Source organism: Halobacteria archaeon AArc-dxtr1 (genome assembly GCA_025517425.1).
Taxonomy (GTDB): Archaea; Halobacteriota; Halobacteria; order Halobacteriales; family Natrialbaceae; genus Halostagnicola.
In genome coordinates this window covers 196,230-210,359 of sequence record JAOPJY010000003.1, presented here as the reverse complement: position 1 = coordinate 210,359, position 14,130 = coordinate 196,230, and the positions used below count along the sequence as shown (strand labels likewise).

Annotated in this window: 13 protein-coding genes; 9 read left to right on the top strand and 4 right to left on the bottom strand. The window is 64.7% G+C overall.

What is annotated here, in order from left to right; all coding sequences use genetic code 11:
- The first annotated feature begins 98 nt into the window (after positions 1-98).
- The gene (locus tag OB905_12890) at positions 99-503 is read left to right on the top strand and encodes a DUF2178 domain-containing protein (protein ID MCU4926864.1); all 405 of its coding nucleotides are present in this window, start codon (positions 99-101) and stop codon (positions 501-503) included.
- Between the two features lie 2 nt (positions 504-505).
- Entirely contained in the window at positions 506-718 is a 213-nt protein-coding gene (locus tag OB905_12885) for a helix-turn-helix transcriptional regulator (protein ID MCU4926863.1), read from the top strand.
- A 193-nt stretch (positions 719-911) separates the two neighbouring features.
- On the opposite strand, the gene gatB is transcribed toward OB905_12885, so the two are convergent.
- Positions 912-2,408 carry an Asp-tRNA(Asn)/Glu-tRNA(Gln) amidotransferase subunit GatB gene (gene gatB / locus OB905_12880; GenBank protein ID MCU4926862.1) on the bottom strand — a complete coding sequence of 499 codons (1,497 nt, stop codon included), beginning with the start codon at positions 2,406-2,408 and terminating at the stop codon, positions 912-914.
- Between the two features lie 185 nt (positions 2,409-2,593).
- On the opposite strand from gatB, the gene OB905_12875 reads away from it, so the two are divergent.
- From OB905_12875 to OB905_12865, 3 genes are all read left to right on the top strand, one after another.
- The gene (locus tag OB905_12875) at positions 2,594-2,941 is read left to right on the top strand and encodes a hypothetical protein (protein MCU4926861.1); all 348 of its coding nucleotides are present in this window, start codon (positions 2,594-2,596) and stop codon (positions 2,939-2,941) included.
- A 72-nt stretch (positions 2,942-3,013) separates the two neighbouring features.
- Entirely contained in the window at positions 3,014-6,589 is a 3,576-nt protein-coding gene (gene smc, locus OB905_12870) for a chromosome segregation protein SMC (protein ID MCU4926860.1), read from the top strand.
- Positions 6,582-7,610 carry a segregation/condensation protein A gene (locus tag OB905_12865; protein MCU4926859.1) on the top strand — a complete coding sequence of 343 codons (1,029 nt, stop codon included), beginning with the start codon at positions 6,582-6,584 and terminating at the stop codon, positions 7,608-7,610. Before smc ends, OB905_12865 begins: the two co-directional genes overlap by 8 nt.
- Positions 7,611-7,613: 3 nt before the next feature.
- On the opposite strand, the gene OB905_12860 is transcribed toward OB905_12865, so the two are convergent.
- Both OB905_12860 and OB905_12855 read right to left on the bottom strand, forming a co-directional pair.
- Entirely contained in the window at positions 7,614-8,267 is a 654-nt protein-coding gene (locus tag OB905_12860; protein MCU4926858.1) for a DUF192 domain-containing protein, read from the bottom strand.
- A gap of 42 nt (positions 8,268-8,309) precedes the next feature.
- On the bottom strand, positions 8,310-9,005 hold the full coding sequence (locus OB905_12855) for a phosphoribosyltransferase (protein ID MCU4926857.1): 696 nt from the start codon (positions 9,003-9,005) through the stop codon (positions 8,310-8,312).
- A gap of 105 nt (positions 9,006-9,110) precedes the next feature.
- Here OB905_12855 and thiC point away from each other — a divergent pair, with 105 nt between their 5' ends.
- Positions 9,111-10,556, top strand: coding sequence for a phosphomethylpyrimidine synthase ThiC (gene thiC / locus OB905_12850; protein ID MCU4926856.1), 1,446 nt, complete (start codon positions 9,111-9,113; stop codon positions 10,554-10,556).
- 98 nt (positions 10,557-10,654) lie between these two features.
- On the top strand, positions 10,655-11,551 hold the full coding sequence (locus tag OB905_12845; protein ID MCU4926855.1) for a PhzF family phenazine biosynthesis protein: 897 nt from the start codon (positions 10,655-10,657) through the stop codon (positions 11,549-11,551).
- Between the two features lie 19 nt (positions 11,552-11,570).
- Here OB905_12845 and OB905_12840 read toward each other — a convergent pair whose 3' ends face one another.
- A complete protein-coding gene (locus OB905_12840; protein MCU4926854.1) occupies positions 11,571-12,365 on the bottom strand; it encodes a hypothetical protein in 795 nt (264 codons plus the stop codon).
- Between the two features lie 181 nt (positions 12,366-12,546).
- On the opposite strand from OB905_12840, the gene mfnA reads away from it, so the two are divergent.
- Together mfnA and OB905_12830 are read left to right on the top strand one after the other, a co-directional pair.
- Positions 12,547-13,632, top strand: coding sequence for a tyrosine decarboxylase MfnA (gene mfnA / locus OB905_12835; protein MCU4926853.1), 1,086 nt, complete (start codon positions 12,547-12,549; stop codon positions 13,630-13,632).
- Between the two features lie 78 nt (positions 13,633-13,710).
- On the top strand, positions 13,711-14,067 hold the full coding sequence (locus tag OB905_12830) for a hypothetical protein (GenBank protein MCU4926852.1): 357 nt from the start codon (positions 13,711-13,713) through the stop codon (positions 14,065-14,067).
- Positions 14,068-14,130: the final 63 nt, after the last annotated feature.

Sequence of the window (14,130 nt, the reverse complement as noted above, 5' to 3'; positions counted from 1 at the left end):
GGATGGTTCGTACGAACTGAACCCGGGGTTTTATGTAAGTGTGTAAAGTACACTTTACTGTAAAGCAGACTTTACGGAAAGCGAGGTTGACACCAGTCATGTCAGAACTAGCATCCACCACCATACAATCCCGATCGCCGGAAGCGTACAAACGACTGATGGTAGCCTGTTTCGTGTTTGCAGGAATTGCCCTTGGTGTAGGAACCGCGCTTGAGTTCCCGCTAGTTGCCGTCGGGCTCTACGTTCTCGGAGTGACTGGGGGCATGATGATCCCCTATACAACGAACTACACCTTATTCGACGAGCGAGACGACACGATCCATCAGCGTGCCAGCGGCGTCACACTCGCTGTGTTTGGCTGGCTTGCAGCCATCGTGTTCCCATCGCTGGTGGCGCTATCGACGACCCCGCACTTCGAGTGGGGGCCAGTGACGACAACTCTCTCAATCACGACCGCAGTCGTGTACATCACCTACGGGCTTCTCCTCGGGTACTACCGATAGCGATGGACTCGAAGATCCGCGAGAAACGACAAACACGCGACGAGAGCCAGGCAACCCTCGCAGAGGCCGTTGCCGTCTCTCGTCAAACGATCAACGCCATCGAACGTGACCGGTACGATCCCTCGTTGGAACTCGCGTTCAAACTCGCAGATCACTTCGATTGTGCAATCGAAGACCTGTTCGATCCCGACATCACCGACACCAATGAGTCCTGAATACTGCATCCACTAGCAACTGTTGAGCCATTGCACTTTGACTCGTCGTCGTGCAAGATATGCGCTGTGTATTCATCACGACTTTTTGAAATGGTACGCTGGCTGATAGGAGTCTCTACGGTCAATACGCACGTTTACTAACCGGACTCAAGACGAACAGGAATTTCCCGTGTAATCGACGTCCAGACCGGAGCTACGACTCGAGTTCGGCCCGCAGCAACTGGTTGACGTCGCCGGGATCTGCGCTGCCGCCAGTCTTCTGCATGACTTGTCCGACGAGGAAGTTGATCGCGCCGTCGTCGCCGGATTCGTAGTCGGCGACGGCGTCGGGATTCTCGGAGACAGCTTCGGTGACTGCCTGCTCGACTTCGTCGGCGCCGGTCTTGCCCAGCCCCTCGCGATCGACGATCTCGTCGGGCGCGTCGCCGTCGTCGAGCATCGATCGGAGGACGGTCTCGCGGGCGTTCTTGGCGGTGATCTCGTCGTCGGCGACGAGGGCGACGAGGCGGGTGACCTCGTCGAGACGGCCCTCGAGGTCGGTGATCGCCATGTCGCGGTAGTTGAGTTCGCCGAGCAGGTTGTCCGCGACCCAGGTCGCAGCGAGATCGGGATCGTACTCGGCGGCGACGTCCTCGTAGAAGTCGGCGACCTGTTTGGTGGAGGTGAGCTTCGAGGCGGACTCCTCGTCCAACCCGTACTCCGCCTGGAAGCGTTCGCGGCGCGCGGTAGGGAGTTCGGGGATGGAGATCTCGTCTTTCCAGTGAGAGACCCGAAGCGGCGGGAGGTCGGCCTCCTCGAAGTAGCGGTAGTCTTTCTCTTCTTCTTTCGAGCGCATCGAGACGGTGATCCCGCGGGACTCGTCCCAGTGGCGGGTCTCCTGCTCGACGGCGCGGCCCCGACGGACGGCGTTTTTCTGTCGGGTCTCCTCGTAGGCTAAGGCCTTCTCGGCGCCTTTGTGACTCGAGATGTTCTTGACCTCGGTGCGGTTCGCGGCCGCCAGCGCCTCGGCGCCGATCTCGTCGATATCGTCGCTCTCGATCTCCTCGGCGGGGATAATCGAGAGGTTCGCGTCGATCCGCAGGCTCCCGTCGCGCTCGGCGTCGAAGACGCCCAGGTACTCCAAGACTTCCTCGAGTTCGGCGAGGAACGCCCGGACCTCGCTGGGGCGACGGAAGTCCGGCGCCGTGACGATCTCCATCAGTGGCGTGCCGGCGCGGTTGTAGTCGACTAAGGTGTAATCGGCGGTGTCGATCCCGCCGCCGCCGCCGACGTGCTGGAGGCTCCCCGGGTCCTCCTCTAGGTGGGCGCGCTCGATGGTGATCGTCCGGCGCTCGCCCTCGACGCTGACCTCGAGGTTGCCGTCGGCACAGATCGGTTCGTCGTACTGCGTGATCTGGAAGTTCTTCGGCAGGTCGGGGTAGTAGTAGTTCTTCCGGTGAAAGCGGGTCTCTTCTGGGATGTCGGCGTCGATCGCCTTCCCGATCTTTACCGCGGCTTCGACGGCGCCCTCGTTCAACACCGGGAGCGCACCCGGCAGGCCGAGGCAGACGGGGCAGACGTGCTCGTTTGGCTCCTCGGCGGACTCGGTCGAACAGCCACAGAAGATCTTCGTGTCGGTCTCCAGCTGGACGTGGACCTCGAGCCCGATGACGGTGACGAGGTCGCCCTGCTGGACGGTCTGGGCAGTCATTGAGACCCGATTCGAGGTCGGCGGGGTAAAACGTAACGGGACGCCCTCGGGAACGCGGCGATTATTCGAGGATTGGGCAGTGCTGTCCCGTCCAACGAGAGCCGGCGCCGCTCGCGCGAGAACCTGACGGAATCGATATGCGTGTCTGACGTACGTTTATATGTCGCGACGGTCCCCTAGCAGGTATGTCGAACAACCGCGTCGAGGTACTCGAATCGACGGTCGCGGAGCTCGAGTCCACAGTCGAGGGGCTCACGGAAGAACTGGTCGAGGCCAAAGAGCGCATTCGCGTGCTCGAAGCCGAACTGGACGCCGAGACGCCGACTCGGGTCCCAGAGCGCCGAAGTGATGGATCTGAGGCCGTCGGCGACCTCGTCGAGTCGGCCGAGATCGAGTCCGCAGACGGCCCTGCTGACGACGGTGGGGCCGAGGCCGACGACGAGGCTACCGACGATCTCGACGCGGCCGGCGAGGACACAGACGCCGCCGACGAAGCGGAAGACTCAGGAACCGACGACATCATCGTCGCATAACGACGGTCTGTACCCGCCACACCCTCCTCGCGGGAGCGGACCGGAACCGAACACGGAGGTCCCGAGAAGACGATGTATATCAAGGCGCTCGTACTGGACGGCTTCAAGAGTTTCGGCCGACCGACCAGGATCCCCTTCTACGAGGATTTCACCGTTATCACGGGTCCAAACGGCTCCGGGAAGTCGAACATTATCGACGCCGTGCTCTTCGCGCTCGGTCTCGCCAGGACACGGGGTATTCGGGCGGAGAAGCTCCCGGATCTCATCTACAACCCCGGCCACGAGGACGGCGAGCGAAGCGGCGGCACCCGCGAGGCCAGCGTCGAAGTCGTCCTCGACAACGCTGACGGGACGCTCACTCGCTCGCAGGTCGTCAACGCCGCCGGCAGCGAGGACGTCGGCGACGTCGACGAAATTCGGATCCGCCGGCGCATCAAGGAGACCGACGACAACTACTACTCCTACTACTACCTGAACGACCGCTCGGTGAACCTCTCTGATATCCAGGATCTGCTGGCTCAGGCCGGTGTCACGCCAGAGGGGTACAACGTCGTCATGCAAGGTGACGTCACCGAAATCATCAACACGACGCCCTACCGGCGTCGTGAGATCATCGACGAGATCGCCGGCGTCGCCGAGTTCGACGCGAAGAAGGAAGACGCCTTCGAGGAGTTGGAGGTCGTCCAAGAGCGCATCGACGAGGCCGAACTGCGCATCGGCGAGAAGCGCGACCGGCTCGAGCAACTTGCCGACGAGCGCCGGACTGCGATGCGGTACCGACGGCTCCGCCGCGAAAAGGACGAGTACGAGGGCTACCGGAAGGCAAGCGAGTTAGAAGAGAAACGCGAGGCGCGCGAGCAGGCCGCGGAGGCGGTCGACGAGCTGGCCGACGAACTCGAGGAGCGCCAGCGCGAACTCGACGAGCGACAGGGGCGGGTCGTCAGACTCGAGGAGGACCTAGAGGACCTAAACGCCGAAATCGAGCGCAAGGGCGAGGACGAGCAGCTCGAGATCAAAAGTGAGATCGAGTCGATCAAAGGCGAGATCTCACGGCTCGAAGACCGGATCGAGGCCAGCGAAGAGCAGATCGAGGCCGCCGAGGCGGATCGCCGCGAAGCGTTCGTCCAGCTAGATCGCAAGCAAGAGCGCGTCGGCGAACTCGACGACGAGATTCGCGAGGCGAAACTCGAGAAGGCCTCGATCAAAGCCGAGATACAGGAGCGCGAGGCCGAGCGCGAGGCCGTCCAGGAGGAGATCGAGTCGGTCGACACCGAGTACGACGAGGTCAAAGCCGAACTCCAGGATCGGAAGGCCGCTCTGGAGGAGGCCAAAACCGAGAAGAACGACCACCAGCGCGAGCAAGACCGACTGTTAGACGAAGCGCGCCGGCGCTCGAACGCGATCGAAGAGACCGAGGCGACGATCGAAGCAAAACGGGAGACGCTCCCGGAGCTCGACGACGAGCGCGCCGACTTAGAGCGCGAACTCGAGAAGGCCGAGACGAACCGCGAGAATATCGCCGCTGTCGTCGACGACCTGAAAGCCGAGAAACGCCGATTACAGAGCGATCTGGACGAGGTCGACGACGAGATCCAGGCGAAACAACAGGAGTACGCCGAACTCGAGGCCAATGCGGGCGAGAGCGGCGACTCTTCGTTCGGTCGGGCGGTGACGACGATCCTCAACTCGGGGATCGACAAGGTTCACGGCGCGGTCGCCCAGCTGGGCAGTGTCCCCGGCGAGTACGCGACGGCTTGCGAGACCGCCGCCGGCGGTCGGCTCGCCAACGTCGTCGTCGACGACGACGTGGTCGGCCAACAGTGCATCGAGTACCTGAAGTCGCGAAACGCTGGCCGAGCGACCTTCCTCCCGATCACGAAGATGCGCGAGCGGGGCCTGCCCTCGGCGCCCTCGGATCCGGGCGTCGTCGGTTTCGCCTACGATCTCGTCGAGTTCGACCAGGAGTACGCCGGGATCTTCTCGTACGTGCTCGGGGACACGCTGGTCGTCGAGGACATCGAGACTGCCCGGGCGTACATGGGCGACTACCGGATGGTCACCCTCGACGGCGACCTTGTCGAGAAGTCGGGCGCGATGACCGGGGGCTCCCGGAAGGGATCGCGGTACTCCTTCTCGGGCGGCGGCGAGGGACAACTCGAGCGTGTGGCGAAGCGGATCACCGACCTGCAAGACGAGCGCGAGGAGCTTCGCGAGGAGCTTCGCGGGGTCGAGGACCGGCTCGAGGACGCCCGCGACCGTCGGACCGATGCGGCCGACGAAGTGCGGTCGATCGAAAGCGAGATCGAGGGCATAGACGATCGGCGCGAGCAGACCGACGCCGAGATCGAATCGCTGGAAGCGGAACTCGAGGAGCTCCGCGAGGAGCGTGAGTCGGTCGACGAGCGCATGGGCGAGCTCTCGGAGGCGATCGAGGCGACCCAGGCCGAGATCGAGGCGATCGAAACCGAGATCGACGAGCTCGAGGCCGAACTCGCCGACTCGAAGATTCCCGAGCTGACCGCCGAGATCGAGCGTATCGACGAGGAGATCGCCGAACGCGAGTCCCGAATCGACGAACTCGACGGGCGACTGAACGAGCTCGGCCTCGAAAAGCAGTACGCCGAGGACGCGATCGAGGACCTCCACGACGACGTCGAGGAGGCCCAAAATCGCAAGGCCAACCACGAGGAGCGGATCGCGGAGTGCGAAGATGAAATCGCCGAAAAGCGCGAGTCCCTCGAAGAGCGCCGGGAGGCCGTCGCGGAACTCGAGGAAGAACTCGCCGAACTGAAAGACGACCGCGGCGACCTTCGCGAGGAGCTCTCCGAAGCACGGAGCGCCCGTGACCAGCAACAGGATCGTGTGAACGCCGTCGAGAGCAAACTCGAGAACGCCCGCGAACGCGTCTCGGACCTCGAGTGGGAGATCGAGTCCCTCGAGGCCGAGGTCGGCGAATACGATCCCGCAGACGTCCCCGACCACGAGACCGTCACTCAGATGATCGAGCTGCTCGAGGCGGACATGGAGGCGTTAGAGCCGGTGAACATGCTCGCGATCGACGAGTACGACGAGGTCCGAGCGGCCCTCGATCAGCTCGAGGAGGGCCGAGACACGTTAGTCGAGGAGGCAGACGGCATCCGCGATCGGATCGAGCAGTACGAGACCCAGAAGAAAGCGACGTTCATGGAGGCGTACGAGGCGATCGCCGCCCACTTCACCGAGATCTTCGAGCAGCTCTCGGAGGGAACTGGCACCCTCCAGTTAGAGAACGAAGAAGACCCCTTCGAGGCCGGGCTGGCGATGAAGGCCCAGCCCGGCGACAAGCCGATCCAGCGGCTGGACGCGATGTCTGGCGGCGAGAAATCCCTGACCGCGCTCGCCTTTATTTTCGCGATCCAGCGGCACAACCCGGCGCCGTTCTACGCGTTAGACGAGATCGACGCCTTCCTCGACGCGGTCAACGCCGAGCGCGTCGGTGAGATGGTCGACGAGCTTGCCGGCGACGCCCAGTTCGTCGTCGTCTCCCACCGGACGGCGATGCTCGATCGCTCCGAGCGTGCGATCGGCGTGACGATGCAACAGGACAACGTAAGCGCCGTGACGGGGATCGACTTGAGCGGTGAGGCGGAGGTGCCTGCTAGTGACTAGCGAGGAGCGCGAGGCGCGAAGCGCCTCGGAGAAAGCGAGCGGGGAACGAAGTAACCCGCGAGACGGCGAAGAATCGGACGACGATATCCCGCTGCAGATCGCCGGCCACGAATCGCGTTCACATCCGGGGTCGGATCGGGACGGATCATCGGCGGAGGGTGGTTCGGTCCTCTCGTTCGACGAGGACGACATCGACGCGACGGAGGGGAGCGACGACTCCGAGGAGGACGACGTCGAGCCGGTCGAGTTGCTGGTCCAGCTCGCCAAAGACGGCGAGATCGACCCCTGGGACATCGACGTCGTCCGAGTCACCGACAAGTTCCTCGAAGCGTTAGACGATGCCGACTTGCGCACGTCGGGACGGGCGCTATTCTACGCGAGCGTGCTCCTCCGGATGAAAAGCGACGAGCTGTTCGCCCCGGACGAGCCCGAAGCGGAGGAGCTGCCGCCGTGGGAGGCGCCCTTTGCCGACGACGGGGCGATGGCGCCGCCGGAAGACGACGGCTTCGACCCCGTCGAGAGTCTGGAAGCCGAAATGGACCGCCGGCTCGAGCGAAAGCACGCCCGTGGGAAGCCGGAGACCTTAGACGAACTCGTCCGGGAGCTTCGGGAGGCAGAACGGGGAACCTGGTGGAAGGAGTCCCGGAGCTATGACACGAGTGGGTCGCCGACGGGGTTCGATCGCGGCGTGCAGGAGCTGTCCTACCACGCCGACGACGACCGACGGATCGACCACGAGCCGACGGCCGACGACGTCACTCACACGACCCACGAGGAAGATATCGAAGTCGTGATCGACGACGTCGAGGCAGCGCTCGAAACCCAGTACGGAAACGGGCGTGAGGAAGTCCTGTACGCCGAAATTGAGGGGGTCGGCGGCTCCCGGGTGATGACCTACCTCGCCTTACTCTTTCTGGCCCATCGCGGGCGGATCGTCTTAGAGCAGGACGAGCTGTTCGGCGATCTCTGGGTCCAGCGCCCGAGCGTCGATGCAGAGGCCGAGGAAGCGATCGCGGACTGACGCTCACAGTTCGAACGAGAGTACGTCGCCCGCCTCGATATCGCGGTCGGCAGTCCACTCGTAGCCGACTTCGAGGACGTACTGACCGGTGCCAGGGTAGCGCTGATCGGCGCCGTCCTCGTCGGGCTCCGGCTCGGGCGCGTGGTGGATCTCGGTGATCGTGCCGTCCGCGTCGGCGTAGACGATGTCGATCCCGAAGTCCATCTCGCGCATGACGAACGTACGCTGGCCGGACTCGCCGTAGACGAACAGCATTCCTCGATCTACCGGCAGCGACGGCGTCTCGCTCAAGCCAGTTCGACGGAGGTGTGGCGTGTCGGCGATCGCCGCGGTCACGGAGCCCAACTCGTCGCCTTCAGCGGATAACACGCGTACGTCGGTGGTTTCGTACTCGTCGTGGACGGATGCGCCGTCCGCGTCGTCCGATTCGGAATTGTCTCCACCGTCGGCGGATTGGGCATCGGTGCCGCCGTCGCCGTCGGCGGATTCGGCGTCGCCAGCGCCTCCGTTGTCGGGGTCATCGACGGACGAGTCGGCGTCGTCAGTACCGTCCGCGTCGGCACAGCCGGCGAGCACGGCGCTCGCGAGGAGTGCGCCGGTTCCGGCGAGGTGGGCGCGTCGCGAGCGGAGTCGAGATGGAGCGCGATAGCGCGTCATTCCGGTGAGTGACGGACGCCGCCGGCCGTAAAAAACGCGGGGCTATTCGACGAGGCGCCATTCGCCAGGCGCGGTCATCTCGATGACGTCCCGGCGCTCCATCTCCGTGAGGACCTCGCGCATACGATTTGGCTGGGCGATCTCCATCTCGATGCGCTCGATCTCGTGGAACGCGTCGAGATAGTGTCTGACGTCCTCGAGGGTAAACGTCTCCTGATCTGCTTCGTCCATCACGCCCGAGATCAGGTCGATCATGTCCTCGATGAAGTTCCAGGGGTAGACGACCCATGCCCACTCCGACAGTCGCTCGCCGACGTAGTCGGGCTCGAACTCACTGGTGCCGAGTAACTGGAGGGTCGCGGTGCGGACGCTGTCGGCACCGCGGTCGGTGACGTACTCCTCGGCGCGCTCGATCGAGCCGCCGGTGTCGGCGATGTCGTCGATGATCAAGACGTTCTTTCCCTCGACGGTCCCCTCTGGCATCGGGTACCGAATCTGTGGCTCGCTGCTTTTCTCGGCGGCGCCGACGTAGTGCTCCATCTTCAGGCTGGTCAGGTCGTCGAGTCCGAGGAAGTCACAGAGACACCGCCCGGCGAACCAGCCGCCGCGAGCCAGCGCGACGACGACGTCTGGCTCGAACTCGTCGCGGCGAACGTCCTCGCTGACGTCCCGGCAGAGCCCGTAGATGTACTCCCAGTTCGTCACGGTACACTTGAAATCCTCCGGCAGATCGGACATTGCTCGTGGCCACCTGTCGAGAGACAGGGACGCGCCGGTCTTAAGTCAGGTGACTTCGTCGGCGTGACGGCAGGTTTATAACTGGATAATATTATCTAGTTATCGATGGCACAAACGCAGCGACAGGCCGCCAGAGACGGGGTCGTCACGTCCGAGATGGAGCGAGTCGCCGAGCGAGAGAACCGCGACCCGGAGTTCGTTCGCGAGCAGGTTGCCGAGGGAACAGCCGTTATCCCGGCCAACCGCAACCACGGGACGCTCGACCCGATGATCATCGGCGAGGCGTTCTCGACGAAGGTCAACGCGAACATCGGCAACAGTGCCGAGACCAGCGATATCGAGACCGAACTGCGGAAGCTCCACACTGCGGTCCACCACGGCGCCGACACGGTGATGGACCTCGGGACGGGAAGCGACTTGGACGAGATCCGCGAGGCCAACGTCGAGCACTCGCCGGTACCGATCGGCACCGTCCCCCTCTACGAGGCCGTCAAGCGGGCCGGCAGTCCCGAGGACCTCACCACCGACCTGCTGCTCGACGTCATCGAGAAGCAAGCCGAGCAGGGCGTCGACTACATGACGATCCACGCCGGCATCCTCGCCGAACACCTGCCCCTGACCGACGGCCGGACGACGGGAATCGTCTCCCGCGGCGGCTCGATCATGGCAAAATGGATGGAAGCACACGGCGAGCAGAATCCCCTGTTCCAGGTCTACGACGAGATCTGCGAAATCTTCGTCGAGCAAGACGTCACCTTCAGTCTCGGAGACAGTCTCCGGCCCGGCTCGCTGGCCGACGCCTGCGACGAGGCCCAGTATGCCGAACTCGACACGTTAGGCGAGCTCACCCGAATCGCCCAAGACCGCGGCGTCCAGGTCATGGTCGAGGGACCGGGCCACGTCCCGATGGACCGCATCGCCAAGAACGTCGAGCGCCAGCGCGAGGTCTGCAACGGTGCGCCGTTCTACGTCCTCGGGCCGCTCGTGACCGACATCGCACCCGGCTACGACCACATCACGAGCGCGATCGGCGCGGCCATCGCCGCCCAGGAGGGCGCGGCGATGCTCTGTTACGTCACCCCCAAAGAGCACCTGGGGCTCCCCGAGGAAGCAGACGTCCGTGACGGCCTCGCAGCCTACCGGATCGCAGCCCACGCCGGCGACGTCGCCAACGGCCTCCCCGGCGCCCGCGACTGGGACGACGCCCTCTCTGAGGCACGCTATGCCTTCGACTGGCGCGAGCAGTTCGCGCTCGCGCTCGATCCCGAGCGCGCCCGCGAGTACCACGACCAGACGCTGCCCGGGGACAACTACAAGGAAGCGCGCTTTTGCTCGATGTGTGGCGTCGAGTTCTGTTCGATGCGGATCGACCAGGACGCACGAGAGACGAGCGACGACGGCGAGATGCGGACGCTGTCGGGCGAAACTGACCTCGACGCCTCGCCTGCCGCCGACGTCAACCTGCCGCCGGTGGGTACCCACGACTCGGCGGAAATCCCGACGTTCGACGACGAACCGGACGCCGCCGATCGCGCCGCAAGCGACGACTGATCCGGTTGGCGGACGTGACGAGCGCGCACCCGTCGCGTTCACTCCCGACCGCGGCTTCGGACCGAGGATTGATACCGCGCTCGGCCGACCGACACCGTATGCAGCCCATCCGCGTCCGACAGGTCGACGCGTTCGCCGACGAACCGCTCGCCGGGAATCCAGCGGGGGTCGTCCCCGACGCCGACGGTCTCTCGGCCGACCAGATGCAGGCGATCGCGAGCGAACTGGCGGTCAGCGAGACCGCGTTCGTCCGCGAGAGCGACGTCGCCGACCGCCGGCTCCGGTACTTCACGCCGACTACTGAGGTCGATTGCTGCGGACACGCGACGATCGGTACGTTCGCCCACCTCCACGAAGCGGGAGAGGTGGCCGGAACGACGACCGTAGAAACGAACGCCGGCGTTCTCGACGTGGAGGTCGACCCAGACGGGACGGTCTGGATGAGCCAGGACGAGCCGACGATCCGTGAGGTCGACATTGACTACGACCGCGTGGCAGAGTCCTTAGGCGTCGACAGAACCGCGCTTCGCGGCCCGAGCGCGGACCTGCCGCTCGCGGTCGCGTCGACTGGACTCCCCTTCCTGCTGGTTCCGATCACCTACCTCTCTGACGTCGGCGGCGCCGAGCCGGATCTGGCGGCGATCGAGACGCTCGCAGAGGCGGTCGACGCGGCCGGCATCTACCTCTTTACGTTCGATACACTCGCAGGGGACGCGACGCTTCACGGTCGCACCTTCGTTCCCGGCGCCGGCGTTCCCGAAGACCCGGTGACGGGGACGGCAAGCGGTGCGGTCGGCGCCTATCTAAAACAGTACGAGGCATTCGATCCGTTCCCACAGGAGTGTCGCGTCGAACAGGGCCACTACGTCGACCGACCCGGAACCGTCCGGGTGCAGATCGACGACCCGGTCAGGATCGGTGGAACCGGCGTCACGTCGCTCACCGGAACGCTTTCCGTCCCCGAAGCACCGGACGACGACATCATCGAGGTCTGAGCGCTATCTGGCCTCGAGGTCAGGCCAGCGGATCGTCGTCATCGTTGGACGCGAGGGGATCGTCTTCGGCAGACGTAAACGGATCATCCCCTGCTTTCGAGCCCGATTCATCCGCGTCGGAATCGAAGGCGTCGTCATCCCCAACCGACGACCCACCGGTCTCTGCGGACTCGTCGCCGACTGGTCGAACTGTCTCTGCTGAGCTAAACGGATCGTCGTCGGCACCGGACTCGAACGAGCCATTAGCTTCCTCCTGGACTCCGTTATCGCCTTCGCTGTCGCCTTCTCCCTCCGCTCCGAACGTGAACGAGTCCGTGTGTTCGTCTGGCTGACCCGACTCGTCGGCTGCGGTCGCGCTGTCTTCGCGTCCGGCGGCCAGCAGGTCTCCCTCGTCGAAGGCGGCGGCGTGCTCGGCGCGTTTTAACTCGTGAACGCTGCGTTTGGTCTCGGCGAGGTCCTCCTCGATCTGGGTGAGTCGATCGTCGAGTCCGTCGAGCACCCCACTTTTGACGCGTTCGTGGTCGAACTCAGCGGCCGCTCGCCGGCCGGATGCCCGCGGAAGCGTCCGGAAGAACGCGTAGGTCTTTCCGACCTGCCAGACGAGGAATCCGGCGACCAGACCGACCAGCGTGATAATCGGATTCGCCTCCTCAACCGCCGGCCCCGGATCCAGCGGATCGTCGATCAGGAGTTCGATCGACCCCCAGAAGCCGAGGACGAATCCGAGAACGACGATCCCAGTCGCGGCTAGCAGCGCTCCAATCGTCACCACTCGGTTGATCACTGTCCACTTGATCGCGTTCGAAAGCTCCATACAACCTCCACACAGACGACTCATATAATCACTGCGGCTGAGTGTCATCTCGATGTGATACTCGTCGCTGTTGGCCCTATTGACGCGATGCGTAGACGGCCAAAACGACAGTGCAGTCGCCTCTCGCTCTCGTCTCGGACAAACGCAACCACTAAGCCGATGACGCCCGTGGCCATCTGATATGCAGGGAGAGCCGCAGGCGTTCGACCGGGTGCTGTCCTCGATGTGTACCGAGCCGCACCCGGCCGCACGCGAGGCGGCAGAACGATTCCTCGCAACCAACCCCGGCGATCCGGGTACGTACCCGACGGTCGCCACGCTCGAAGAGGAGGCCGTCTCCGCCCTCGGCGAGATCGTCGGCCTCGAGGAGCCCGCCGGCTACGTCGCAAGCGGCGGAACCGAAGCGAACATTCAGGCGGTTCGAATCGCTCGCGAACGAGCCGAGACGCACGCTCCAAACGTCGTCCTCCCCGAGTCAGGCCACTTCAGCTTCCGAAAGGCGGCGAACGTCCTCGGGGTCGAACTACGAATCGCGCCCACCGACGAAGACCACCGGGTCGACCTCGAGGGAGTCCGGCGCTGCGTCGACGACGACACCGCCGCGGTCGTCGGCGTCGCGGGTTCGACCGAGTACGGCCGGGTCGATCCGATCCCCGAACTCGGCGAAATCGCCCGGGAGGTCGACGCCCTCCTCCACGTCGATGCCGCCTGGGGCGGCTTCGTGCTCCCGTTTACCGACCACGAGTGGAGCTTCGCACACGCCCCGGTCGACACGATGGCGATCGATCCCCACAAGATGGGGCGGGCCGCGGTCCCCGCCGGCGGGCTATTGGCACGCAGCGAGAAGCTTCTCTCGACGCTCTCAATTCAGACGCCGTACCTGGAGTCGACCGCCCAGGTGACGCTCACCGGAACGCGCTCCGGTGCCGGCGTCGCGAGCGCCGTCGCCGCGATGGAGGCGCTCTGGCCCGACGGCTACCGCCGACAGTACCGACGCGCCCAGCGCAATGCCGACTGGCTGGCCGACGCGCTCGCAGCCCGGGGCTTCGAGGTCGTCACGCCCACGCTTCCGCTCGTGGCCGCGGACGTCCCCGCACCGACGTTCGAGGCGTTGCGCCGCGAGGGGTGGCGCCTCTCGCGGACTGGAAGCGGTGAGATGCGGATCGTCTGTATGCCCCACGTCACCCGGTCAATGCTCGAGGCGTTTGTCGCCGACTTAGATCGATTGCAGTGTCGGGCCAGCGTCCCGGTCGTGAGCGACGACTGATTCTCCGGGTCTGTGCCGCCATGGATCGCCGACGAGCGACACCGATACGCGTTTGTGCGAACCGTTCAATGCGGGTACATGGAGCGATTCGACACGGTCGCGGTCGTCGGCATCGCCGCGATACTGCTCGCGTCGACGTGGCTCGGCCAGCCACTGGCCGCGGCGGTGTTCGGCGGCTTTCTGCTCTCACTGTCGACCTGGCAGCTCTATCGAGGGCGACCCTGGGAGGCCGTCGCCTGGTTCGCGTGGGTCGTCGCGGCGCTGTCTGTCGTCGTGTTTCCGCCCGGCGGCCTGGCGTTCTGGGCCGGATTTCTCGGACCTGTCGTGATCGGCATCGTCGTGTTGTTCGCGAGTCGGAGCGGCGCGCGTTCCGAGCCCGGCGTCAATGGCGACGAGTCGGACGCCGAGAGGGCTGCGAACGGCGACGGTAGCTGATCACGGTGGGGCCGGCCGACGAGGCGAAACCGGCGGGTTTTACGCCCGCCGTCGACTTGGTTG

Bases quoted from the DNA above. Each gene is read 5' to 3' on its own strand.
- OB905_12890 (MCU4926864.1), top strand. From the start codon at position 99: ATGTCAGAACTAGCATCCACCACCATACAATCCCGATCGCCGGAAGCG.
- OB905_12885 (MCU4926863.1), top strand. From the start codon at position 506: ATGGACTCGAAGATCCGCGAGAAACGACAAACACGCGACGAGAGCCAG.
- gatB (MCU4926862.1), bottom strand. From the start codon at position 2,408: ATGACTGCCCAGACCGTCCAGCAGGGCGACCTCGTCACCGTCATCGGG.
- OB905_12875 (MCU4926861.1), top strand. From the start codon at position 2,594: ATGTCGAACAACCGCGTCGAGGTACTCGAATCGACGGTCGCGGAGCTC.
- smc (MCU4926860.1), top strand. From the start codon at position 3,014: ATGTATATCAAGGCGCTCGTACTGGACGGCTTCAAGAGTTTCGGCCGA.
- OB905_12860 (MCU4926858.1), bottom strand. From the start codon at position 8,267: ATGACGCGCTATCGCGCTCCATCTCGACTCCGCTCGCGACGCGCCCAC.
- OB905_12855 (MCU4926857.1), bottom strand. From the start codon at position 9,005: ATGTCCGATCTGCCGGAGGATTTCAAGTGTACCGTGACGAACTGGGAG.
- thiC (MCU4926856.1), top strand. From the start codon at position 9,111: ATGGCACAAACGCAGCGACAGGCCGCCAGAGACGGGGTCGTCACGTCC.
- OB905_12845 (MCU4926855.1), top strand. From the start codon at position 10,655: ATGCAGCCCATCCGCGTCCGACAGGTCGACGCGTTCGCCGACGAACCG.
- OB905_12840 (MCU4926854.1), bottom strand. From the start codon at position 12,365: ATGGAGCTTTCGAACGCGATCAAGTGGACAGTGATCAACCGAGTGGTG.
- mfnA (MCU4926853.1), top strand. From the start codon at position 12,547: ATGCAGGGAGAGCCGCAGGCGTTCGACCGGGTGCTGTCCTCGATGTGT.
- OB905_12830 (MCU4926852.1), top strand. From the start codon at position 13,711: ATGGAGCGATTCGACACGGTCGCGGTCGTCGGCATCGCCGCGATACTG.